This is a genomic window from Pseudomonas sp. L5B5 (genome assembly GCF_020520285.1).
Lineage (GTDB): Bacteria > Pseudomonadota > Gammaproteobacteria > Pseudomonadales > Pseudomonadaceae > Aquipseudomonas.
Genome location: NZ_CP084742.1, coordinates 3,797,342 through 3,821,144, shown reverse-complemented (window position 1 = coordinate 3,821,144; position 23,803 = coordinate 3,797,342). Strand labels below are relative to the sequence as shown.

Below are 23,803 nucleotides of genomic sequence, written 5' to 3'. Positions count from 1 at the left end.
CCAGGAGCGGGGTACCGATGTCACCGCTCTGTCCTGTCGCAGCGGACGACCGCGAGTCGATGATTACTTGACCCTCAATGGCGTTTCCGTCTATCGGGGCCTCTGCTTAGGCATGGCAGGGCGGGACACGCCAGTGGGCTTCGGTCCATGGATAGGGCAAGGACGATATCTGCTGTTGGAGCAAGGGACGTGGTGGTCCTTGGTCTCGCGCAGTTGCATAGCCATCCTCCAATAATTGCCAATCTCTCCCTCACGTCATCCCGCCAAGAATGCTGAGTGTTATCAGGGATCAAGGCCCCTGCGACCTGTGGGGATGTCCTCTAACGCGGGACTGGCGGCTCCTTACGTCCGGGAGCAAGGGCATCTCATGATCTGGCCTCCTGAACACCGTTACCGGTGGGCGGGCGGAGGCTGCATTGGCTGACGAGACCAGTGCCGCGAGATCCTGAGTCGGGTGAACGCAGCATGTGATGACCGGGGCATGCCTGACTGTCAGTCAGGTGCAGTCCATTTCCTGGTCTGCGGCACCATCATCTGCATGGCTGTTGCTGGTGACATCGGTGTTTGTCACGCCAATTGTCACGAGGGGAATTGCGGCTGAGCCATGTGCGATCAGGGCTGCAGCAGTGTCATGAGCGCCCGTCTCTTTCCAGTGAAAGAGACGGGCGCAGGTTGGCGCACGCGAAATGGCCAAGCGGATAGGCTGCTGCTGAGCAGATGGGTAGGGTGGTTACCGCAGGGGCAACGATATTGAGTTGGCATCCATCACATGGGTAGTGACCGTACGAGCTGCCGGACGCGAATCGTACTTGCGGGTGAACCACCGAGGGAGCGGCGTGACCTTAAAGGTTCGGGTCACCTGGGGTGCTGTCATCGACAGCTCTTGCGACTCCCGGTCTACGCTTGTGGACAATATTCGTCAAGCAGCGCGATATCAGGGATTTAGCGCCTGTGGATAAAACTATCCCCCGGTGGACATTAGTGGTTTTCCACAGACGTAAGCTGTGCCAGCAGTTTTTTCTGAGATATGGTCCTTTCAAACGGGGCGGCTTTGCAGCCCCGTTTGAAAGGACCCGCGCGGAGGAGCTTCATGCGGTGCTGTGGGTAACTTCACAGCGAGTTGAGGTGGTGGTGCGGCGGGTTACTCGGTCCTCTTGGCACTGCGAAGCCGCGTGACGTTCTCGCCCGTCTGCTTGGCAAACTCATGCGGCGTCACATGGTCCTCGCGGTTCGCCTCCAGAAACCGGCTCCACCAGGTCATGATCATCCGGCGTTCTTCGAGGAACTCGGCCTTGTGGGTATAAGCGGCCCGCACGTTGTTGCGTTCCTTGTGGCTCATCTGCCGTTCGATGGCCGTCTCTGACCACAGCCCGGACTCGACCAGCGCACTGCACGCCATGGCTCGGAACCCGTGGCCGCAAATATCCACCTTGGTGTCGTAACCCATCGTCCTGAGCGCGGCATTCACCGTGTTCTCGGACATCGGTTTCCATGGCTTGGCATCGCCAGCGAACACCAGCTCGAATTTGCCGGTGATCGCGTGGATCTGCTCGAGCAAGGCCACGGCTTGCGGCGATAAGGGTACAACGTGAATGTCCCCGGCCATCTTCGTACCCCTTGTGGAAAAGGGCACTCCGTCCAGCGCCGGGCGGGTGTCGGGAATCTCCCAGATTCCGCACTTGAGGTCGAACTCATTCCAACGGGCGAAGCGCAGTTCGCTGGAGCGTACGAATACATGCAACGACAGCATCACCGTGAGGCGCGTGAGTGGGCGACCTCTGTAGTCCTCGATGCAAGCCAATAGCTCTGGGAGTCGTGATAGGGGGAGTGCGGGCCGGTGAGTTACCCGTGGTGTCTTGATCGAGCCATCGAGGTCGTGAGCCGGGTTCGCCGTGATCAGTCGCAGCCGTTTGGCTTCACGCATGATGCTTTGCAGGTAGTTCTTGATCCTGAGCGCCACGTCGATCGTGCCGCGCTTCGTCACGGCTTCCAGTGGCTGCATGAGGTCGTGGGTGTCCAGCTCAACGATTGCTCTGGCACCGATTAAAGGGAACACGTGGGTTTTCAATCGGCTGAGCACTGTCTTGGCGTGGCCGGGCGCCCACTTGGGCACCATGCTGGCGTGCCAGTCGAGCGCAACGCTTTCGAAGGTCCGACCGTTGATCACGGCCTGAGTCTTGGTTTGTTGCTTGTACTGGATGGGATCTATGCCGTTGGCGAGCTGCTGTTTGATCTCGAAGCGCTTGCGGCGTGCGTCGCCTAGCCCGACCACCGGATAGCTGCCGAGGGCGGTCAGGCCTTCGCGGCCATCAGGTTTCACGTACCTGAGTCGCCAGCCTTTGCGGCCGTTGGGTTGCACAAGCAGGTAAAGACCGTCGCCGTCGAAGAGCTTGTATTCGCGCTCTTTGGGCTTTGCCGTGCGACAGGCGGTGTCTGTAAGCGGGGCAGTGGTGCGGGCCATAAGGGTAGTCTCCGATATCGAAACGGACCTCTATCCTTAAAACTACCCTTATTAGCGCTGGCTACCCTCGGAATCCGACGGAACGCCAAAACGAAAAAACCCGCCAGAAAGCGGGTTTTTCGGGGGTTCCAGAGATTTTGAAAGCTTTCTATGGAACCTTGAATGGTGCCGGCACCAGGAGTCGAACCCGGGACCTACTGATTACAAGTCAGTTGCTCTACCAACTGAGCTATACCGGCGTGTTAGGGCGACGATTATAGCGATTGGCGGGGTTCTGTAAACCCCTGAAATCTGACTATTTTTGCGCGGGGTTTCTGGGGCGGGCAGGGCTTGCTGCCGCTTGGTCGGTCATGGCGGTCTGGAGCCGGGCTAGATCGCCAGGCTCTCCACCTCGCCGCTGTCCACGCCCAGGGCGGCGCTGAGGGTGGCCGAGGAGCAGGGCGTGGCGATGCAGGCTACCGGGGACGCCACTTCCTTGGTCTCGGCCACGGGGGCTGGGGCCTTCGATGCGATAGTCGATCAGTCGCTCCGGGACGCCACCGACTCGGCCAGGATGCACAGCAGTTCGAACATCAGGGTCGCGCCTGCCAGGGCGGTGGCGCCGCCGAGGTCGAAGGGCGGCGAGACTTCCACCACGTCGGCACCCACCAGGTTCAGGCCGCGTAGGCCGCGGATCATCTGCTGGGCCTGCAGGGTGGTCATGCCGCCGATTTCCGGGGTGCCGGTGCCGGGGGCGAAGGCCGGGTCGAGCACGTCGATGTCGAAGCTGATGTAGGTCGGCTCATCGCCGACCACGCGTCGGGCTTCGGCCAGGGTCGCCTCGACGCCCAGGTCGGCGAACTCCTCCATGTGGATCACGCGGATTCCGCAGTCCTTGGCGAAGTCTTCGTCGTCGGCCGAGTAGATCGAGCCACGGATGCCGATCTGCACCGTGCGCCTGGGGTCCAGCAGGCCTTCTTCGATGGCCCGGCGAAAGGGTGTGCCGTGGGTGTAGAGGTTGTCGCCGAAGTAGCGGTCGTTGGTATCGGAGTGGGCATCGAAGTGCACCATGCCGATCGGCCGCTGGCGGGCCAGGGCGCGGAAGATCGGCAGGGTCACCAGGTGGTCGCCACCCACCGACAGCGGCACGGCGCCGGCCTGGTGCAACTGGCTGAAGAAGCCTTCGATCTGTTTCAGCGAGTCCAGCAGGTCGATGGGATTGACCGGCGCGTCGCCCAGGTCGCCGACCCGCACCAGGTCATAGGGGGCGATACGGCTGACGTGGTGCACCTTGCGCATCAGGCTCGACTGGTTGCGCACTTCCCGTGGCCCATGACGGGCGCCGGCGCGGTTGGTGGTGCCGCCATCCCAGGGCACTCCGACCAGGGCGATCTGCACCTGCGCGGGGTCGTCGAACAGGGGCAGGCGCATGAAGCTGGGAATGCCGGCGAAGCGCGGGACCAGGGCGGCGTCCACCGGTTGCGGGAAAGACGTGGGCATGGGCGGTTCCTCATTCTGGATACAGGGGGTCATTCGGTGGTACTGGGCAGGGCCGGTGCCGGCTGGCTCAGCAGGCTGACGGCGACGAAGGTCAGCAGGCTGGCGCCCAGGCCGTAGTAGATCGGGGTGTTGGCCAGGATGCCGTCGCGGGCCATGAAGCCGATCACGGTCAGGCTGCCGCTGATCATGCAAGCGATGGCGCCATGGGCCGAGGCCCGGCGCCAGAGCAGGGCTCCGATGATCGGCACCAGCAGGCTGCCCACCAGCAGGTTGTAGGCGATGCTCAGGCCCGCGATCACGTCGTTGACCAGGCAGGCCATCACCAGCATCGCCACCCCCAGGCCCAGGGTGATCCAGCGGCTGGTGGACAGGTGATTCCCCCGGCCCCGGGTCAGGAAGCGGCTGTAGATGTCTTCCTTGAGCACCGTGGCCGAGGCCAGCAGGCAGGCGCTGGCGGTGGACATGATGGCGGCCAGGGCGGCGGCCACCACCAGCCCGCGCAACCCGGCGGGCAGCACGCTGCGGGTGACTTCGGCGAAGGCGTTCTCGGCCACCGCCAGGTCTGGTAGCAGCAGCTTGGCGGCGGCCCCCACCAGGGCGCAGGCGGCGCCGTAGAACATGCAGTAGACCCCGGCGCCGAGGCCGGCGTAGCGCACCACCTGTTCGCTGCGGGCGGTGAACAGCCGTTGCCAGATGTCCTGGCCGATCAGCGCACCGAAGAAGTACAGCAGGAAGTAGGCGAGGATGGTGTCCAGGCCGATGTTGCCCAGCTCGAAGAAGCCGGACGGCAGCCTGGCCTGCAGGGCCTCGAGGCCGCCGGCCTGGCCGACGCTCATGGGCAGCAGGACGCAGAAGATGCCCAGGGTCATGATCACGAACTGGATGATGTCGGTGAGGGTCAGCGACCACATGCCGCCGATCACCGAGTAGAAGATCACCAGGGTGCCGCCACAGAGGATCGCCGGTATGCGCGGGATGTCGAATACCACCTCGGTGATCGAGCCGATGGCGATGGTCGCGGTGACTGCCACCATCAGGTCGTAGGCCACCATCACGCAGCCGCCGATCAGGCGCGATGAAGCCTGGTAGCGCTGTTCGAGGATCTGGGTCACGGTGAACACCCGCAACTGGGCGATCTGCCGGGACAGCACCAGGCTCAGGACGATGATCCCCAGGCCCAGCATGAACACCAGCCACAACCCGGAGATTCCGTAGCTGTAGCCCAGGCGCACCGAACCGATGGTGGAGGCTCCGCCGAGCATCACCGCCGACAGGGTGCCCAGGTACAGTGCCGGCCCCAGGCGCCGGCCGGCCACCAGGAAGTCGTCCTGGTTCTTCACTTTGCGCATGCCCCACCAGCCGAGGCCGGCCATCAGCAGGACATAGACCAACATCACCGCGTAATCGAGTGCCATGACGAATGCTCCCTGGTTGTTCTTGTTGTTCAGGTAGATGGCCGCAGAGTAGGCGGGTGGCTGGCCGCGGTACATCCCGGCGGGCACAAGCTGGCTTGCGTTTTCGCGCAAGTGGTCGGGCGCCCTGGTTGTACGCCGCCCACCCTGGAGCCTGCGCGATACCTGCCGATAGCCTGCCCGGGCCATGAGGCGAAACCAGTTCAAGGGAAGCAACGATGAGTGTCAGAAATCTCGCCCTGGCAGGGCTGTTGGGACTGCTTGGCGCATGCAGCGTCAAGCCGGTGGAACCCTATTCGGAGCCACCCCTGGGAACCGCGGTCGCGCAACTGCGGGTGATCACCAACGGTGAAGTCCGGGGCGCCGCCTATGCCGGTTGCCTCCCTGACAGTCAGCGGCTGGCCAAGGCCGGGCGGTTCGTCAGCGGCCACCGGCCGAACGTCAACTACCCGCAGTTCCCCGAGGTCCCACGGCAGATCGACATGCTGGCGCGGTTCGCCCCGAAGCTGCCGGATTACCCGGGGGCCATCCGCCGGGGCGAAGGTGACTACTCCGAGGTCGTCACCGAATACCGGGTGCCCGCCGGACGCCCGTTCCTGCTGGACGGTGGTGGTGTGGCGGCAGGGGGCTCCGTCAACACCTATCGCACCTGCCCGCAGGTGCAGAAGGTGGTGGTGTTCGAGCCGGGCAAGAGCTACGAAGCCTACGTCGGCCTGAACTACATTCCGGTGGCCGGCGGCGAAGTGGAGGCGATGTGTGTGTTCACCGTGTACCAGCTGCTGCCCCTGAGCAAACCGGGAGCCAGCATGCCTTTGGCGCTCCCGACCACTCAGCCGGCACAGCAACGCTGCTCCGGCCTGTGAGGGAATGACGCCCGGGCCCGTCGCGGGGACGGCCCGGGCCGTGCTGGCCTAGGTCGGTTGACCCGCAGCGATGGCCTGGCGCACCAGCGGATGCAGCTCGCTCTGCTGTTGCTGCTGGTGCCAGGTCAACAGCTCCTGGCGCATGGCCGGGGTCCAGAACAGCTGCATGTGGTTGCGCACGCTGAGCATGGCCTGGGCCTGATCCGGCTCGTTGGCGAAGTACGCAGCGATCTGGTTGGCCATCTTGACCAGGTTGGCGGTGCTCATCGGCGCACCTCCGCCTTGCCGCCCCGGGACCGGTCGCGGGCGTGCAGCAGGCGCTGCTGTTCGTCGCTGAAGGCCTGGTAGCGCTTCTGCCATTCGGACGGATGGTAGACCCGGCTGACCTCCACCGCCGTGACCTTGTACTCCGGACAGTTGGTGGCCCAGTCGGAGTTGTCGGTGGTGATCACGTTGGCGCCCGATTCGGGGAAGTGGAAGGTGGTGTAGACCACCCCCGGCGCCACCCGCTCGGTCACCCGGGCCCGCAACACCGTCTGCCCGGCGCGGCTGCCGATGCCCACCCAGTCGCCTTCGCCGATGCCCCGGCTCTCGGCGTCGGTGGGGTGGATCTCCAGGCGGTCCTCGGCGTGCCAGGCGACGTTCTCGGTGCGCCGGGTCTGGGCGCCGACGTTGTACTGGCTGAGGATGCGCCCGGTGGTCAGCAGCAGCGGATAGCGGCCGTTGACCTTCTCGTCGGTGGGCACGTAGCCGGTGAGCATGAAGCGCCCCTTGCCACGCACGAACTCGTCGATGTGCATGGTCGGCGTACCATCCGGTGCCTGGGCGTTGCACGGCCACTGCAGGCTGCTTTGGCGGTCCAGGGCGGCGTAGCTGACGCCGGTGAAGGTCGGCGTCAGGCGGGCGATCTCGTCCATGATCTGCGACGGATGTTCGTAGTGCATCGGGTAGCCCAGGGCCGCCGCCAGGGCCAGGGTGCCCTCCCAGTCGGCCTTGCCGCCCAGCGGCTGCATGACCTTGCGAACCCGCGAGATGCGGCGCTCGGCGTTGGTGAAGGTGCCGTCCTTTTCCAGGAACGAGGCGCCCGGCAGGAACACGTGGGCGAACTTGGCGGTTTCGTTGAGGAAGATGTCCTGCACCACCACGCATTCCATGGCCGACAGGGCGGCAGTCACGTGCTGGGTGTTGGGGTCGCTCTGGGCGATGTCTTCGCCCTGGCAGTACAGGCCCTTGAAGCTGCCGCCCAGGGCCGCCTCGAACATGTTGGGAATGCGCAGGCCCGGGTCGGGTTGCAGGGTGACGTTCCAGGCCTGCTCGAACTCCTGGCGCACGGTCTGGTTGGAGATGTGCCGGTAGCCCGGCAGCTCGTGGGGGAAGGAGCCCATGTCGCAGGAACCCTGGACGTTGTTCTGGCCCCGCAGCGGGTTGACCCCGACCCCTTCGCGGCCGATGTTGCCAGTGGCCATGGCCAGGTTGGCGATGCCCATCACCGAGGTGCTGCCCTGGCTGTGCTCGGTGACGCCCAGGCCGTAGTAGATCGCCGCGTTGCCACCGGTGGCGTACAGACGGGCGGCGGCGCGGATGTCGGCGGCGGGCACGCCGCAGATCACGCCCAGCACCTCTGGCGAGTTGTCCTCACGGCTGACGAAGGCGCGCCACAGGGCAAAGGCCTCGGGCTCGCAGCGGGCCTCGACGAATGCCTCGTCCACCAGGCCCTCGGTGACGATCACGTGGGCCAGGGCGTTGAGCATGGCCACGTTGGTGCCCGGGCGCAGGGCCAGGTGCAGCTCGGCGCGGGCATGGACCGAGTCCACCAGGTCGATGCGCCGTGGGTCGATGACGATCAGCCGCGCCCCTTCACGCAGGCGGCGCTTGAGCTGGGAGCCGAACACCGGGTGGGCGTCGCTGGGGTTGGCGCCCATCACCAGGATCACGTCGGCCTGCATCACCGAATCGAAGCTCTGGGTCCCGGCGGATTCCCCCAGGGTCTGCTTCAGGCCATAGCCGGTGGGGGAATGGCAGACCCGGGCGCAAGTGTCGACGTTGTTGTTGCCGAAGGCGGCCCGCACCAGTTTCTGCACCAGGTAGGTTTCCTCGTTGGTGCAGCGGCTGGAAGTGATGCCGCCGATGGAGTCGCGCCCGTACTTGAGCTGGATGCGCCGCAGCTCGCTGGCAGCGTAGGTCACGGCCTCGTCCCAGCTGACTTCCTGCCACGGGTCGCTGATGTGCTTGCGGATCATCGGCTTGGTGATGCGGTCCGGGTGGGTGGCATACCCCCAGGCGAAGCGGCCCTTGACGCAGGAGTGGCCGTGGTTGGCGTGGCCGTTCTTGTCCGGGACCATGCGCACCAGTTGGTCGCCCTTCATCTCGGCGCGGAACGAACAGCCCACGCCGCAGTAAGCGCAGGTAGTAATCACTGCCCGCTCCGGCTGGCCCAGTTCCACCACGCTCTTTTCCATCAGGGTCGCGGTGGGGCAGGCCTGCACGCAGGCGCCGCAGGACACGCATTCGGAGTCCAGGAAGTTGTCGCCGCCGGCCGCCGCCACGCGGGATTCGAAACCCCGGCCGCTGATGGTCAGGGCGAAGGTGCCCTGGGTTTCCTCGCAGGCGCGCACGCAGCGGTTGCAGACGATGCACTTGCTCGGGTCGTAGTCGAAGTAGGGGTTGGAGCTGTCCTTCTGGTCGCTCAAGTGATTGGCGCCCTCATAGCCGTAGCGCACTTCGCGCAGGCCCACCTGGCCGGCCACGGTCTGCAGCTCGCAGTTGCCGTTGGCCGAGCAGGTCAGGCAGTCCAGCGGGTGGTCGGAGATGTACAGCTCCATCACGTTGCGGCGCAGGCTCGACAGCTTCGGCGTTTGCGTATGCACCACCATGCCTTCGCTGACCGGGGTGGTGCAGGAGGCCGGGTAGCCGCGCATGCCGTCGATTTCCACCAGGCACATGCGGCACGAGCCGAAGGCTTCCAGGCTGTCGGTGGCGCAGAGCTTGGGAATGCTGGTGCCCAGCAGGGCCGCGGCGCGCATCACCGAGGTGCCCTGGGGCACGCTGATGCTGCGCCCGTCGATGTTCAGGCTGACCTGCACCTGGCTGTCGCGGGCCGGGGTGCCCAGGTCCACGGCGTTGAGGTCGATGTCCTTGGCGGGGTCGAAGAGAGTGATCATTGGTCGGCCTCCGAGGGTTGCAGACCGAAGTCGGCAGGGAAGTGCTTGAGGGCGCTGGCCACCGGGTAGGACGTCATGCCGCCCAGGGCGCACAGCGAGCCGTATTGCAGGGTGTCGCACAGGTCCTTGAGGATCAGTGCCTGGTGCTGGCGTTCTTCGGTTCCGGGGGCCGCGAGCAAACGGTCGATGACCTCCACGCCACGGGTCGAACCGATGCGGCACGGGGTGCACTTGCCGCAGGATTCCTCGGCACAGAACTGCAGGGCGAAGCGCGCCATGCGGGCCAGGTCCAGGCTGTCGTCGGCCACCACCACGCCGCCGTGGCCGAGCATCGCGCCGATGGCGGCGAAGGCCTCGTAGTCCAGCGGTGTATCGAACTGTGCAGGTGGCACCCAGGCGCCAAGGGGGCCACCGACCTGGGCCGCTTTCAGTGGCCTGCCGCTGGCGGTGCCGCCGCCGTAGTCGTGCACCAGCTCGCCCAGGGTCAGGCCGAAGGCCCGTTCCACCAGGCCGCCCTGGCGGATATTGCCCGCCAGTTGGAAGGGCATGGTGCCCAGGGAACGGCCCATGCCGTAGTCGCGATAGAACGGCGCGCCCCTGGCCAGGATCAGCGGCACCGAGGCCAGGGTCAGCACGTTGTGCACCAGGGTCGGCTGGCCGAACAGGCCTTGCAGCGCCGGGATCGGCGGCTTGGCGCGGACGATCCCGCGCTTGCCTTCCAGGGAGTCGAGCAGTGCAGTTTCCTCGCCGCAGATGTAGGCCCCGGCGCCGACCCGTACTTCCAGGTCGAAGGGCTGGCCGCTACCGGCGACGTTGACCCCCAGGTAGCCGGCATCCCGAGCGATCTCCAGGGCTGCGCGCAGGGTCTGTACGGCCTGTGGATACTCCGAGCGCACATAGATATAGCCAAGGCTGGCGCCGACGGCGATGCCGGCGATGGCCATGCCCTCGATCAGCAGGAAGGGATCACCTTCCATCAGCATGCGGTCGGCGAAGGTCCCGGAATCGCCCTCGTCGGCGTTGCATACCACGTACTTCTGTTGCGGCGGGGTCTCGCGCACGGTGCGCCACTTGATCCCGGCGGGGAAGGCCGCGCCGCCCCGGCCGCGCAGGCCGGAGTCGAGCACCGTGGCGACGGTCTGTTCGCCGCCCAGGGCAATGGCGCGTTCCAGGCCGGCGAAACCGCCATGGGCCCGATAGTCCTCCAGGGACAACGGCCGGGTGATGCCGGCGCGAGCGAACAGCAGGCGCTGCTGGCTCTTCAGGTAGGGAATCTGTTCCACCAGGCCCAGGGCCAGGGGGTGGCCGGCCGGCTCGGCTTGCAGGGCGTCCAGCAGCGACGGCACGTCGGCGACGCTCACCGGGCCGAAGCCCAGGCGCCCGTCCGGGGTGTCGATTTCCAGCAGCGGCTCCAGCCAGTACAGGCCACGGGAGCTGGTGCGTTGCAGTTGTAGCGACAGCTGGCGCTGGCCGGCCTGGGCGAGGAGGGCGTCGGCCACTGGGTCGGCACCCACGGCGCGGGCCAGGGAGTCACAGGACAGATAGAGGTTGGCCATCATGCATCCTCCCGGCAGCTGTCCAGCAGGGCATCCAGGCGTTCGGCACTGAGCCGGGCATGCAACTGGCCGTCCAGCTCCAGGGCCGGCGAGCAGGCGCACGCCCCCAGGCAGTACACCGGCCGCAGGCTGATGCGGCCATCGGCGCTGCTGCCGTGGTCATCCAATTGCAGGCGTTCGCGCAGCTGCGCGGCCAGTTGCTCGGCCCCACGGCTCTGGCAGGACTCGGCCCGGCACAGGCGCAGGATGTGCCGCGCTGGCGGCGCGGTGCGAAAGTCATGGTAGAAGCTGATCACTCCGCGCACTTCGGCCTGGCTCTGGTTGAGCCCATGGGCGATTTCGGGGATGGCCAGGTCGGGGATGTAACCCAGGGTTTCCTGGATCTGGTGGAGCAGCGGCAACAGTGCCCCGGGAACGTCCTTGTGGCGCTCCAGCAGGGTGTGGATCACAGACAGGTGCAACGTTTCATCAGGCATACAGCATTCCTCACGGTCACGGACACACCTGGTGGTTGTCGGTTGTCCGAAAGTCTCGGCTGCGGCTCTGCTTGCCACGTCACGGTAGCGCGGCGATCTGGCCGGTAGCCATGCACCCTGAATGGGCATCTTGTCGTACCCGGCGCGGTCATGGCCGCGCCTGTCCAGAGCATAAAGGGCAGCTTGACACGCTGCCTCTGATTGATCCGCACGAAAGCGACTTGCTCAGTTCCGAATACGACCACTCATTGAGTCTAGAAGAGGCCAGCAAGCCCGTGGGGACGAGCCGCGCACTATGGAACGAAACCCGGTGGTCCAGACGTGACCTCGGTCAGCTCAGAAGCGAATAGCCAGAGAGGTTGGCACTGTGGCGAGGGAGCTTGCTCCCGCTCGGGCGCGCAGCGGCCGTAGAGCCTGAGCCAGCGGTCCGTCGGTTGGAACCGGGACTCAGCCATCGGGCTGGCGTTGCCAGCCAGCGGGAGCAAGCTCCCTCGCCACAAAAGGATGGGTCAGGAGCGGGCGCGGCGCTGGGCGTAGTACTGCAAGGCCAGGCGACCGACGAGCACCAGCAGGGTCAGGCTGATCAGTAGCACGGAAATGGCCGCCACGCTGGGGTCGACGTTGTCCCGCAGCCCGCTCCAGATCCGCCGGGGCAGGGTGTTGACGTCGACGCTGGTGATGAACAAGGTCACTGCCACCTCTTCCCAGGACAGGGCGAAGCCCAGCAGCGCGGTGGAGAAGATCCCCAGCTTCAGGTTTGGCAGTATCATCAGGAAGGTGGTCTGCATCAGGCTGGCGCCCAGGTTGCGCGAAGCCAGTTCGATGCGCCGGTCCACCTGGCTCAGCGCCACCAGCATGGTCACCACGCCATAGGGCACCACCATCACCACGTGAGCGATCACCACCCCCGGCAGGCTGTCATAGCCCCAGCCGGGAGCGATCTGTCCCAGCCGGGTCTCCATGAAGTACAGCACCAGGGCCGAAATCACCGGCGGGATCGCCATCGGCAGCAGCACCAGGCCGATCAGCAGCGTCGCCAGGCGGGAGCGCAGGTACCAGATGCCCAGGCTGAAACTCACCGCCAGCAAGGTGGCGATCAGGCTGGTGGCCGTGGCGATGACCAGGCTCTGGCCGATGCTCGACAGCCAGTCGGGGTTGCTCAGCAATGCCTCGTAGTGGCGCAGCGACCAGTTGCCCTCGGGCATCGACAGGTAGCGCTTGGCGGTGAAGGACACCGGGATCACCGTCAGCAACGGGAACAGCATGAAGGCCATGGCAATCACGGCGATCAGCCGGGTGCTCAGGGCAGTGCGATGTGTATTCATAGTGACCTCAACCCACCAGTCGATTGACACGGGTAATGCGCATCAGCAGCCAGATCAGCGCGCTGACCAGGGCCAGCAGCACCAGGCTCAGGGCCGCGCCCAGCCCCCAGTTGCTGGTCTGGAACATCTGCAGGAACACGTACTCGGCGATCATCACCGTCTGCCCGCCGCCCAGCAGCACAGGGGTAATGAAGAAGCCCAGGCAGAACACGAAGACCATGATGAAGGCCCCCAGCAGCCCCGGCAGGGTCTGCGGCAGCAGCACCTGCCAGAAGGTTCGCAAGGCCCCGGCGCCTAGCCCGCGGGAAGCCAGCAGCACGCGCTGGTCAAGCTGGCGCATGCTCGACAGCAGCGGAAACAGGGCGTAGGGGATCATGAAGTGGAGCATGCCGATCACCACCCCCAGCTCGTTGCGGGTCAGTTGCAGGGGATGATCGATCCAGCCCAGGGACAGCAGGCTGTCGTTGACCACGCCATTGCTGCGCAGGGCGATCAGCCAGCCGAAGGCGCGGACCAGCACCGAGATCCAGAACGGGATGAACACGCAGATTTCCACCATGCGCTGCCAGAACGGCGGGCTGAACACCCAGCAGTAGGCCAGCAGGTAGCCGATCGCCAGGGCCAGCAGGCTGACGGTCAGGCACAGGCGCAGGGTGCGCAGCAGCATGTCGTGGATCGCCGGGTCCGTGGCGATGCGCTGGTACTGCTCGATGCCGGGCTCGGGCAGGGTGAAGCTCCAGCTCACCACGCCCACGAACGGCAGCAGGTAGAACAGCACCAGCAACAGCGGCAGGGGCACCAGCAGCAGGCTGCGTTCCAGGCGCGCGGTTTGGGTCGCACTCATGGTCGGCGCCTCACTTGGACAGGTGGGTGAGGTACTGCTCCAGGGTGCTGGAGTAGTGATCGGCGTACCACTGGGTATCGAGGAAAATCTGCTTTTTCATGTTGGCTTCGGAGGCGCAGTTGATCTCCCGCTGCTCGGCGCTCATCAGTTGCTGGGTCGCGGCATTGGACGGGCCGTTGCCCAGGGTCTCGAATAACTTCAACTGGCCGGCCGGCTGCAGGGCATGCTGGATGAACTGCATGGCTGGGGCGGCTCCGGCCGGATTGTCGCGCAGCACACCCCAACTGCTGGCATTGAGGAATGCGTTGTCGAAGCCCCACTGGATGCGTCCATCGCTGTCTTCATGGAGCAGGGTGGCGCGGGTGTGCCAGATGGCGCCCATGCTGGCTTCGCCTTCGATCATCAACTGCTGGCTTTCGGCGCCCGACCCCCAGAACGACAGGACATGGGGCTTGAGTTCGTCGATCTTGCGCAGGGCCCGGGGCACGTCCAGCGGGTACAGTTGTTCGGCCGCCACGCCATCGGCCAGCAGGGCGGCTTCGAGCATGCCGTTCATCCACTTGTAGAGGGTGCGCTTGCCGGGGAATTTCTCCACGTCCCAGAAATCTGCCCAGTTCCTGGGGCCGCTGTCACCGAACTTCTGGCTGTCCCAGGCCAGTACATAGCTGAACAGGTAACCGGCAATCCCATGTTCATGGGACAACGCCGGTGCCACCAGGTCCCGTTGCACCACGCTGTAGTCCAGGGGCTGCAGGACCTTGTCGCGGCCCAGGGTCATGGCGCTATAGCTGTCCACATCCACCACGTCCCAGCTGGGCCGGCCGCTGGCCAGCTGCGAACGGATGGCCCCTTCGGTGGGGCCGGTGCCATCGATGCGCACCGGGATGCCGGTGCTCTTGGTGAAGCTGTCGGTCCAGGCTGTGCGAAACGCGTTCAGTGCATCGCCGCCCCAGTTGACCAGCACCAGGGGCTTGTCCGCCGACCAGCTGATGCCGCTGCGCAAGGCCAGGGGCACGGCCGCCAGCAGGCCCATGGCCTGGACGAAGGTGCGGCGGCTGACTTGCCCGCCGCGGGCTTTTTCGATGAGGATTTCAATGCAGTCGCGCTGATGGTGCTGGCTCATGGGGCAAGTCCTCGCAAGGCCGGTGTTCGAGGCGCCGGCCGTTGATTGTTGTTGTTCTGTACGAAAACCGGGGTGGTGATCCTTTGTAGGAGCGAAGCGTGCTCGCGATGGTCGTGAACGTTACGGGATCAACGCAGCGCTCTGCAGCCCATCGCGGGCAAGCCTCGCTCCTACAATTGCCTGACTGATCGCGGGGCTCAGGCTTCCAGCAGGAAGCTGTGGCGCACCGGCCAGCTCAGCCAGACCGGGGTGCCGCTGGGCAAGCGGGCGCCGGGATGGTCGCCGGGCACCGAAAGGTTCACCGGCGCCAGTTCCGGGCTGATGTTCAGGGCCAGATGGGTGCTGGAACCCTGGTAGACCCGCTCGCCCATGTGCGCCGGCAGCACGTTGTGCTCGCCCGGCAGCGGGCGTTCGGTATGCAGCGTCATGTGCTCGGGGCGCACCGCCAGCAGTTGCGGCTGGCTGCTCAACACACCGGGTAGCGCAGCGTGCAGCGCGGTGTCGGCGCAACGGCCGCTGGCCTGGTTGCCGCTGCGGGAAATGCCCTGCAGGGGGAACAGGTTCATCTTGCCGAGGAATTCGGCGACGAAGCGGTTGCGTGGCCGATCGTAGATCTCTTGCGGGGAGTCGATCTGCGCCAGGCGGCCCTGGTTGAAGATGGCGATGCGGGTCGACAGGGCCAGGGCTTCGCCCTGGTCGTGGGTGACGAACACGAAGCTGGTGCCGACCTGGCGGTGGATGCGCTGCAGTTCGGCCTGCAGCTGTTCGCGCAGGTTCTTGTCCAGGGCCGAGAGCGGTTCGTCGAGCAGCAGCATCTCTGGCTCGAACACCAGGGCCCGGGCAATGGCCACCCGTTGCTGCTGGCCGCCGGAAAGCTCGGAGGGTTTCTTGTGCAGGTGGGCGCCCAGGCCCACGACTTCGAGGATGTGCTTGACCCGGCGCTGGCGCTCGTCGGCCTTCACCCCGCGGATGCGCAGCGGATAGGCGACGTTGTCGGCCACGCTCATGTGCGGAAACAGTGCATAGCCCTGGAACACCATGCCGTAGTTGCGCTTTTCCGCGGGGCGCCGGCTGATGTCGACGCCACGTTCCATGAGCTTGCCGGCGCTGGGGGAAAGGAAGCCTGCGAGGATCATCAGCAGGGTGGTCTTGCCGGACCCGGAGGGGCCCAGGAGGGTGAGGAATTCGCCTTGGCGAACGTCGAGGTCAATGCCATCCAGGGCGGTGAAGCTGCCGTAGTACTGGCTGATTCCCTGGGCGCTGAGTTGAGTCGAAGGACTGCTGGACACTACAGAGTTCTCCTGCGAAACCCGACCTGCGCTGTGGAATTTTTATTGTTGGAACAGCAGGCGGTCGGCTCATTATTGGCAAAAGCAACGCCACATCAATGGAATAATTTTTGCCTCATTGGTGAGTGAAATTATCCATTGGCCAGCAGGCGCAGACCTGTCGTCCGGAGCTCAGGGCTCGTTCGGCAGATGGTCGATGATGCCCTGGGCGCTGGTCTGCAGCTGGTTCTTCAGCCAGGCGCCGAAGGCCTGGACCACCGGCCGTTCGGCCTTGGCCGGATCAATCACCAGGAAGTAGCCGCGCCGGGCGTTGATGGCGATGTCGAATGGGCGCACCAGCAGGCCCCGGGCCAGGGCATCGCCGCTGAGCAGGTTGTCGCCGATGGCCACGCCCTGGGCAGCGATGCACGCCGACTGGGCACAGTGGGCATCGGAGAAGGTGATGCCGCTGTCGGCGTCTACCCGGCTGGCCCCGGCGGCGGCCAGCCAGACCCGCCAGTCGCTGGTGTCGCTCATGTGGATCAGCGGGAAGTCCTTGAGATCGTGTGCGGTCTTCAGGCCACCGATGCTGTTGATCAGGCGCGGGCTGCATACCGGCGAGAAGCGCAGGGTGACGATCTGCTCCACCAGCAGCCCCGGCCAGTCGCCGATGCCGTAGGCGATGAACAGGTCGGCCTCGGGGTCGCTGGTGTCCTCCTGGGAGCGAGGACTGACCACCTGCAACTGGACCTGGGGATATTGGCGCAGGAACCCGTTGATGTGGTTGCACAGCCAGAAGCTGGCGAATCCGGGGTTGCAACTGATGCGCAATTTGCCGGACACCGCCGGGCCATCGAACAACCGGCCGGCATCCTGGATATCAGCGAGGATGCGCCGCACTTCGCGGGCATAGCACTGGCCCTGGTAGGTCAGGCCGATGCCGCGTCCGACCCGTTCGGTCAGGGCGAAACCCAGGCCCTGCTCCAGGCTGATGATCTGGTGGCTGATGGCGCTGCGGGTCAGGCTCAGTTGCTCGGCCGCAGCGGTCACGCTGCCCAGCCGGGCGACCGCGTCGAGGGCGCGCAAGGCGGTGATCGAGGGATATCGCATACAACCTCCGGATCGGCTGGACCTGTCTTCGCGGGTGTGGGCTGCGCGCCCCGAGCGGCATGGCGCGTGGCGCAGTATGGGCCGGGATGCTCCTTGACTGGTCAATTTTCTTTGACATTGGCGGCGAAATAATTCGATTGATGTGATCTGTGCTTCACCAATACTGGGCCCCGATCCGGCCCGCAGCCGACCGGACCATTCCCATAACAACAGCAGGTCCGAGAGGTCCGGCGAGCGTCGATGCGCCCCGGCCGTGAACGATCGGAACCTGGATAATCAGGAGTGCCGTGGATGTCTCGCTACAAGGAATTCGCGTTGGATTGGGTTGAACGCCACCGTCAGCAACTGTCGGACTGGCACCAGATCATCTGGCATTACGCCGAGCCGGCGTTCCGTGAATACAAGTCCAGTGCCTGGTACGTGGCGCTGCTGGAAGCCGAGGGGTTCACTGTCGAACGCGCCAGCGGCGGCATGCCCACCGCTTTCTGCGCCACCTTCACCCAGGGCCGGGGCCCGTTGCTGGCCACCTATGGCGAGTACGACGCGGTGCCTGGCAACTGCCAGGCGGCCACTACCCGTAAACAACCGCGCGACGGCCTGTCGCGCTTCGCTCCGGGGCACACCGACCCGCACTCGGCCCTGGGCATCAGTGCCCTGGGCGGGGCCCTGGCGGCCAAGGCGACCATGGTGGAATTCGGCCTGCAGGGCAGCATCAGGTTCTTTGGCGAGCCGGCGGAAAAGCTCCGTGCCTCCAAGCCCGTGCACGCCGCCAAGGGTTACTACGACGACCTGGATGCCGCGATCAGCTTCCACCCCACCTACATGCTGCCGCTGAACAACACCACCACCTGGGACACCCACTGCGGCATCGCCTACGCCTATATCTACAGCTTCACCTGCGAGGACCCGCAGAACTGGATCGCCGCCGATCGCTACAGCCCGATCCCGCAGAATCACCTGGCCGCCCGGGCGCCGGGGGCCAACGATGCGCTGGTGCACTTCTACACCCTGAATGAGAGTCTGCGTCGCTCGACCCTGCCGTTCACCGGCCTGTGGAGCTACAACGAGGCGATCCTCACGGCCGGCCAGGCCACGGCCGACAACCTGCCGCCGCACCTGGCGCAGATCCAGTACTTGCTGCGCTGCGACTCCATCGAGCAGGCCGAGACCATCTCCCAGGTGATGGACAACAACGCTGCGGCAGCGGCCATGGCCACCGGCTGCCGGTGGAAAAAGACCTGGGTGTGCAAGTCTCGGGGCGGCCTGCCCAACCATGTCATGGCCCAGGCCACCTACGACAACCTGGCGGCGGTGGGCGCCCCGCAGTGGGACGAGGAGGCCCGGGAGATTGCCCGCGAGATCCAGCGCAATCTCGGCCTTGCGGCCATGGATCGGCCGTTCCTGCCGGCCACCGAGGCGTTGATCGAACCCCAGGAATGCGAGCGCCAGATGCGCCTGCAGATGCCCGCCTGGCAGAACTACCTGACGTCCGACGATTACCCGGAATACACCTGGCATTGCCCCACGGTGCGCCTGCTGGTGGCTCGACCGATGCTCAGCGCGCCTGCGGGGGTTGTCTATCCGGATTGGGTGTCCAACGCCCTGGGAGGGATTCGCCAGACGATCGACCCGATGATCGAGGTGGCGGCCAAGACCATCGCCGCGACCCTGGTCGACCTGCTCACTGACGAGGCGTTGCTGGCGGCGGCCAAGGCTGAGTTCGTCGAGCGTACCGGCGGCGGGATCGGTGGCAGCCGCTGGCAGGCGCCGTTGCTGCCCGCGGACTTCCAGGTGCCCCACGACTTCCGCTGGCCGGAGTACATCCGCACGGCGCGAGGTGAAGACTGGTGGATTCCGGCACGAGCCGACGAGTAGTCCAGGTGCCCGGGCGAGGGGCGTTATATCCGTTCGCTCGGGTGTTTATGCACAACCGATGGGTTGGCGGGGTCGCAAAATGCCGGATATGCGTACCCATTCTCATCTTTTTGCAACTGGCTGTTTTTTCGATGGTTTATTTTGTGAGCAAAAAATGACCAGTTGCGGATTGCGCTTGCGCATCCAGCAATACCTGGCTTTCTCAAGATTCCATCAACAGACTTATCCACAGGCTGCGACGCCCAGTCGCAGAGGTATGCAGCCTGCTCGTCAAGCCGATGGCGCTGGGCCGCCGGGAGGCTCGATCGAGCACGCTGTACTCATGCCTGTGTGATGTGTCGAGGCCGGAACCTACTCGGTCCTTGTGGCCGGAATGGACAGTTCATGACGAAACAGGTTGTGCGGATCAATGGCGGCCTTGAGGTTGGCAAGCTTGGTGATGAGCTCGGAATTCCAGCCGTAGTACAGGTTCAGCCAGTTGGGGTCTAGCGCGCCGCTGTCGGTGTACTTCATGTCGACATCGGGGTAGTTGATGTAGCAGCCATCGTAGGCAGGTCGTTGCGGCTTGCCGCCGTGCACGGCAGTGAAGATGTTGCGAATCCAGGCCAACTGCACCCCGTCCTCGGCGGCATGAGTCCAATAGGTCTGGTATTGGGCTTTAAGCAGCGAGCTGCGTTGAGGAACAGCGGTGGTGCCCATGCCCTTTTTGTTGATCGCCCCGCCGTAGGAATCAATCTGCACCAGCGACTGGCTGAAGCGTTTGTCTGGCGTGGCTTCGGTCAAGTGCGTCAACAGCGCGTTGCAGGCCTGCTCGGAGAACTGTTCGACCTGATAGTCGGACTTGTATTTACCCCGCTGGTTGTTGCCCGAGCCGTTGATCATTTGAGTGACGTACAGCCAGTCCATCGCCGTGTGTTGAGCCGCTGTCCCTTTGAATTTCCTGCCCGCCTGCGGGTGCCTGAGCGGGGCAATGTTAGGCGCGATGAAACCGTCATGCAGGGTCGGTGTCAGGCCCGCCGCGGCATTCATCTTGTTGATGAAATCGTTGAGCGGTATGTCGTTGGCGCCGCCGACCTGGCCATTGGGGCCGGTGTACTGGATTGCCAGCACCACATGGTCGGAGGTATCCACGTGGTTGAGTTTCAACAGGGTGAACAAGCCACCGTTGCCAATGCCTTCCACCGGGCTGGTTGCGGCGGCGTCGTTATCGGCGAACCACTGCCAATAAGCTCGCAGGAAGTTCGAGAAGTTGGGAATCAGCTCTTTCCACGGGTAGGCCAGGGGAATCCAATAGGCTTTTTGCGGGGCTTGGGGCAGTTGGTCGAAGTAGTAGCCGATGATGATGCCGAAGTTGCCACCGCCGGCTCCGCAACAGGCGGTGAACAATGCCTTGTCGTTGTTTGATGGGCTATCCGCGCGAACATGCCGGAATTCCAGTTGCCGCGAGTTTTCCACCGGCACAAGAATGTCGACGCCGGTGACCCAGTCCACGGTCAAGCCCTGCAGGCGGGATAACAACCCATAACCGCCACCGCTAATATGCCCACCCACGCCGACCGAATAACATGAACCGCCAGGAATGGTGCGCCCGGCCTGCTTGTACAGTGACAGGTAGCCGTCCCAGTTCTGGTTGCCGGTCAAGGTCATGAATCGATACTTCTTGTTCCGGCTGTCCCAGGGAGAAGTGATGGATTGGCTTTCATCGTATTTCAGGCCTTTCATTTCCCCCACGTCGATAATCGCCAGGCTTTCTGCCTCGCCGTTCAACTTGTTGGAAACAAAACCCTCGTAGCAGTGGCCGCCACTGCGCACCGTGATGCGATAGCCCTCACGCAGTGCGGTATTGGCTGCCGCCAGGACTTCATCGGGTGTCGTACACACATAAATCCGCTGTGCGCCCTGTTCGATACTGGGCGGCCAACGCAGGTTGAACCCCTTCTGCAGGGTTTCGTAAGTGTGTGCCTGGTGGTCTATGACGTTCATGGATAACTCCCTGTAGGTGATGGTGAACCTGGCGACTTCCTGTCGAAACATGACGGTTCTGGTTGCGCCGGATCGGTTGCCCGAGCGCTGCTCGTGGCCAGCACGCCTAGAGACTAGTAGCTGCAACGGACTTGGTTTTTCTTTCGTGGGATCGAGTGCAACCAGCAATGGTCGATAGGCCCAACGGCGGGTTATCGGCGTTCTGCCAGTAGCAGCAGATTGCGCGGGGTCAAGGAGGCCTGGCAGAAGGTTCCCAGGCGCACGGCATAACCCTGCTCCTGGAGGAACAGCGCCCGGTCCAGTACCAGCCACAACTCCAGGGGGCGGCGGAACAGGCCGCGCAGCAGCTCCAGGTTGCGTACCTGGGCCAGGCGCTGCCAGCCGGCGGCCTCCAGCGCCGGCCAGTCTTGCGCGCCGACTGTGGACAACTGCTTGAGAGCCGCCAGGTCGCGGCAGTATTCGGCGAACGGCTTGTCCAGCCAGTGGCTGGGCAGCGAGGGGGTCGGCAGGTAGTCGTCGACCCCGGGCAACTGGCGTTGCAGCAGGTCGAAGGCCAGGCGGCGGGCCATGGAGGTGTCGCGCTGGCGGCGCACCCGGGCGCCGGCGGTCACGGTCTCGCTCATGGGCAGGGCCAGGTCATCCAGGGACAGTGTCAGGCCGCAAGCCTGGCCGGCTGTGGATAAACCCCGGTAATGGCTGGCGCCCGTGCGGTTGTAGCAGCACGGGGCGATGGCCAGCTGGCGACAGCCTGCCTGGCTGGCCAGCTGCATGAGGCGCACGTGCAGATCGCCGCAGGCGTGCAGGGCCACCGGGCTGTGCTCGACTGTCAGCTGAGCCGCCGCCGTCGTGGCCAGGACGTCCTGCTGCAGATGGGTGGCGGGCAGGCCGTGGTGGCGGCTCAATTGCTCGCCGCTGGCCACCAGCGCCGGGTCGTGCTCCAGGCAAGTCAGGCATTGCCCGTCTTGCAGCAGGCGTCGCCCGAGATGGCCCTTGCCGGAGCACCAGTCGAGCCAGTGCCCGGGGGCGCTAGCGAATTGCAGGCAGGCGGCGAAGGCCTCGATCTGCTGCCACTTGCGTCCAGGTACATCGACGCTGAGGCGCTGGCGCAGGGGCGGCAGTCCCTGGCCAGGCAACTCGGCCACGGCAGACAGGGCCCGGGAGCGCGCGGCCAGTTCGCCGAAGGGGGCCGGTGCCTGGAGCTGCTCCGGATGGTTGTGGGCGGCCTCGGCGTCTTCCAGGGAGCGCTGGCGCAGCCACAGGGCCAGCTGTGGATAGCGGGATTCCCAGGGCAGGTGCAGGTGGTGGAAGGGGCGCGGGCGCCACAGCTCCTGGTGTTCCAGGAGAAAGCCGCCCAGAGCCTGGAAGCGAGTCAGCAGGGCGGGGCCTTGGAGGGGTGGGGACATGGTGTGGCGTCCGGGGCAGGACCGCTCCCTGGCGGGAGCGGACGGGCTCAGCGTCCCTGGCAGGCGTCGACCCGCAGCCAGCGCTCCAACAGCTTGAAGGCGCGTACCAGGATGTAGGCCATCAGCAGGTAGAACAGCCCCGCGGCAAAGAAGATCTCCACCGGCAGATAGGTCCGGGCAATGATCGTCCGGGCCATGCCGGTCAGTTCCAGCAGGGTCACGGTGCTGGCCAGGGCACTGGCCTTGAGCATCAGGATCACTTCGTTGCTGTAGGCCGGCAGGCCGATGCGTGTTGCCCGCGGCAGGATGATGTAGAGCAGGGCCTTGGGCTTGGACATGCCCAGGGCCCGCGCCGCTTCGATTTCCCCGGGCGGAATGGCCTGGATCGCGCCCCGCAGGATCTCGGCGATATAGGCTGCGGTATGCAGGGTCATGGTGGCGGTGGCGCACCAGAACGGATCCCGCAGGTAAGGCCATAGCGAGCTTTCACGCACCGCATCGAACTGCGCCAGGCCGTAGTACACCAGGAACAGTTGCACCAGCAGCGGCGTACCACGGAAAAAGAAGATGTAGCAGTAGGGCACGATGCGCACGTACCACAGGCGGGACGAGCGGGCGATGCCCAGCGGGATGGCCAGCAGCAGGCCGGCGGTAACGGCGATGGCCACCAGCTCCAGGGTCAGGGTTGCGCCCTGGGCCAGCTTTGGCAGCCACTTGATGATCACTTCCCAGTTCATTGGGCGCTCCTTGCGAAGCCGCGAGCGGCGCGTTTTTCCAGGAAGTGCATGCCGATCATGGCCAGGATGGTCAGGCCCAGGTACATGAAGGCGGCGACCATGTAGAAGGTGAACGGCTGCTTGGTGACGGTCACGCCGATCTGCGCATGGCGCATGATTTCTTCCAGGCCGATCACCGACACCAGGGCGGTGTCCTTCATCAGGATCATGAACAGGTTGCCCAGGCCGGGCAGGGCGACGCGCCACATCTGCGGCATGACCAATCGCGAGAAAATCCGCCATTTGGACAGGCCCAGGGCGAGGCCGGCTTCACGGTGGCCCTTGGGAATGGCCAGGAGCGCACCCCGGAACACTTCCGTGGCATAGGCGCCAAAGCACAGGCCGAGGGCGATGACCCCGGCGCTGAAGGCGTTGAGTTCGAGGTCGGGGTTGCCGAGGAATTCTCCCAGGGCCCGCATCCCGTTTACCGTGCCGAAATAGATCAGCAGTACCCACAGCAATTCCGGAACGCCGCGTACCAACGTCGAATAGGCGCCGCCCAGCCATTGCAGCGGCTTGTAGGGCGAAGTCTTGGCCAGCGCGCCGGCCAGGCCGAGCACCAGCCCCAGGCACAGGGCCGAGAGGGCCAGTTTGACGGTCATCAGCGCGCCAGCGGCAAGCGCCGGGCCGAATCCGTAGAGGTCGAAGTTCATGGTCTAGTCATATCGCAAGGCGTTGCAGAAGTGCG

At 65.0% G+C, this 23,803-nt stretch carries 18 protein-coding genes and 1 tRNA gene; 2 read left to right on the top strand and 17 right to left on the bottom strand.

Annotated features, from left to right (window positions below):
- Nucleotides 1–1,141: 1,141 nt before the first annotated feature.
- The 4 genes from LGQ10_RS17440 to LGQ10_RS17425 all read right to left on the bottom strand — a co-directional run bounded on the left by LGQ10_RS17440 (nucleotide 1,142) and on the right by LGQ10_RS17425 (nucleotide 5,355).
- The gene (locus tag LGQ10_RS17440) at nucleotides 1,142–2,461 is read right to left on the bottom strand and encodes a tyrosine-type recombinase/integrase (protein WP_226522695.1); all 1,320 of its coding nucleotides are present in this window, start codon (nucleotides 2,459–2,461) and stop codon (nucleotides 1,142–1,144) included.
- Between the two features lie 163 nt (nucleotides 2,462–2,624).
- Nucleotides 2,625–2,700, bottom strand: a tRNA-Thr gene (locus LGQ10_RS17435).
- 280 nt (nucleotides 2,701–2,980) lie between these two features.
- Nucleotides 2,981–3,940: an agmatinase gene (gene speB, locus LGQ10_RS17430; RefSeq protein ID WP_226522694.1), complete on the bottom strand. Its 960-nt coding sequence runs from the start codon at nucleotides 3,938–3,940 to the stop codon at nucleotides 2,981–2,983.
- A 29-nt stretch (nucleotides 3,941–3,969) separates the two neighbouring features.
- Entirely contained in the window at nucleotides 3,970–5,355 is a 1,386-nt protein-coding gene (locus tag LGQ10_RS17425; protein WP_226526150.1) for a sodium:solute symporter, read from the bottom strand.
- A 215-nt stretch (nucleotides 5,356–5,570) separates the two neighbouring features.
- Here LGQ10_RS17425 and LGQ10_RS17420 point away from each other — a divergent pair, with 215 nt between their 5' ends.
- Complete coding sequence (locus LGQ10_RS17420) at nucleotides 5,571–6,215, top strand: amidase (RefSeq protein ID WP_226522693.1); 645 nt, start codon at nucleotides 5,571–5,573, stop codon at nucleotides 6,213–6,215.
- Between the two features lie 48 nt (nucleotides 6,216–6,263).
- Here LGQ10_RS17420 and LGQ10_RS17415 read toward each other — a convergent pair whose 3' ends face one another.
- From LGQ10_RS17415 to LGQ10_RS17375, 9 genes are all read right to left on the bottom strand, one after another.
- Nucleotides 6,264–6,482 carry a formate dehydrogenase subunit delta gene (locus LGQ10_RS17415; protein ID WP_226522692.1) on the bottom strand — a complete coding sequence of 73 codons (219 nt, stop codon included), beginning with the start codon at nucleotides 6,480–6,482 and terminating at the stop codon, nucleotides 6,264–6,266.
- Complete coding sequence (gene fdhF / locus LGQ10_RS17410) at nucleotides 6,479–9,376, bottom strand: formate dehydrogenase subunit alpha (RefSeq protein ID WP_226522691.1); 2,898 nt, start codon at nucleotides 9,374–9,376, stop codon at nucleotides 6,479–6,481. Before fdhF ends, LGQ10_RS17415 begins: the two co-directional genes overlap by 4 nt.
- Entirely contained in the window at nucleotides 9,373–10,935 is a 1,563-nt protein-coding gene (locus LGQ10_RS17405; RefSeq protein WP_226522690.1) for a formate dehydrogenase beta subunit, read from the bottom strand. Before LGQ10_RS17405 ends, fdhF begins: the two co-directional genes overlap by 4 nt.
- Nucleotides 10,932–11,408 (bottom strand): formate dehydrogenase subunit gamma, encoded by a 477-nt coding sequence (locus LGQ10_RS17400; protein ID WP_226522689.1) that lies wholly within the window; start codon nucleotides 11,406–11,408, stop codon nucleotides 10,932–10,934. Before LGQ10_RS17400 ends, LGQ10_RS17405 begins: the two co-directional genes overlap by 4 nt.
- Nucleotides 11,409–11,917: 509 nt before the next feature.
- The gene (locus LGQ10_RS17395; protein WP_226522688.1) at nucleotides 11,918–12,733 is read right to left on the bottom strand and encodes an ABC transporter permease; all 816 of its coding nucleotides are present in this window, start codon (nucleotides 12,731–12,733) and stop codon (nucleotides 11,918–11,920) included.
- Between the two features lie 7 nt (nucleotides 12,734–12,740).
- On the bottom strand, nucleotides 12,741–13,577 hold the full coding sequence (locus LGQ10_RS17390; RefSeq protein WP_226522687.1) for an ABC transporter permease: 837 nt from the start codon (nucleotides 13,575–13,577) through the stop codon (nucleotides 12,741–12,743).
- A 10-nt stretch (nucleotides 13,578–13,587) separates the two neighbouring features.
- Nucleotides 13,588–14,700 (bottom strand): ABC transporter substrate-binding protein, encoded by a 1,113-nt coding sequence (locus tag LGQ10_RS17385; protein ID WP_226522686.1) that lies wholly within the window; start codon nucleotides 14,698–14,700, stop codon nucleotides 13,588–13,590.
- Between the two features lie 197 nt (nucleotides 14,701–14,897).
- Nucleotides 14,898–15,989: an ABC transporter ATP-binding protein gene (locus tag LGQ10_RS17380; RefSeq protein ID WP_058435074.1), complete on the bottom strand. Its 1,092-nt coding sequence runs from the start codon at nucleotides 15,987–15,989 to the stop codon at nucleotides 14,898–14,900.
- A gap of 171 nt (nucleotides 15,990–16,160) precedes the next feature.
- Entirely contained in the window at nucleotides 16,161–17,078 is a 918-nt protein-coding gene (locus LGQ10_RS17375; RefSeq protein WP_226522685.1) for a LysR substrate-binding domain-containing protein, read from the bottom strand.
- A gap of 291 nt (nucleotides 17,079–17,369) precedes the next feature.
- Between LGQ10_RS17375 and LGQ10_RS17370 the strand changes: the two genes are divergently transcribed.
- Entirely contained in the window at nucleotides 17,370–18,953 is a 1,584-nt protein-coding gene (locus LGQ10_RS17370) for a hypothetical protein (protein ID WP_058437268.1), read from the top strand.
- Nucleotides 18,954–19,304: 351 nt separating this feature from the next.
- On the opposite strand, the gene LGQ10_RS17365 is transcribed toward LGQ10_RS17370, so the two are convergent.
- From LGQ10_RS17365 to LGQ10_RS17350, 4 genes are read right to left on the bottom strand one after another with little or no spacing between them, the layout of a single operon-like run.
- A complete protein-coding gene (locus tag LGQ10_RS17365; protein ID WP_226522684.1) occupies nucleotides 19,305–21,104 on the bottom strand; it encodes an FAD-binding protein in 1,800 nt (599 codons plus the stop codon).
- A 23-nt stretch (nucleotides 21,105–21,127) separates the two neighbouring features.
- A complete protein-coding gene (locus LGQ10_RS17360) occupies nucleotides 21,128–22,339 on the bottom strand; it encodes a methyltransferase (protein WP_226522683.1) in 1,212 nt (403 codons plus the stop codon).
- Between the two features lie 47 nt (nucleotides 22,340–22,386).
- Nucleotides 22,387–23,076, bottom strand: coding sequence for an ABC transporter permease (locus tag LGQ10_RS17355; RefSeq protein WP_226522682.1), 690 nt, complete (start codon nucleotides 23,074–23,076; stop codon nucleotides 22,387–22,389).
- A complete protein-coding gene (locus LGQ10_RS17350; RefSeq protein WP_058435510.1) occupies nucleotides 23,073–23,768 on the bottom strand; it encodes an ABC transporter permease in 696 nt (231 codons plus the stop codon). The genes LGQ10_RS17355 and LGQ10_RS17350 overlap by 4 nt, the downstream gene beginning before the upstream one ends.
- Between the last annotated feature and the right edge of the window lie 35 nt (nucleotides 23,769–23,803).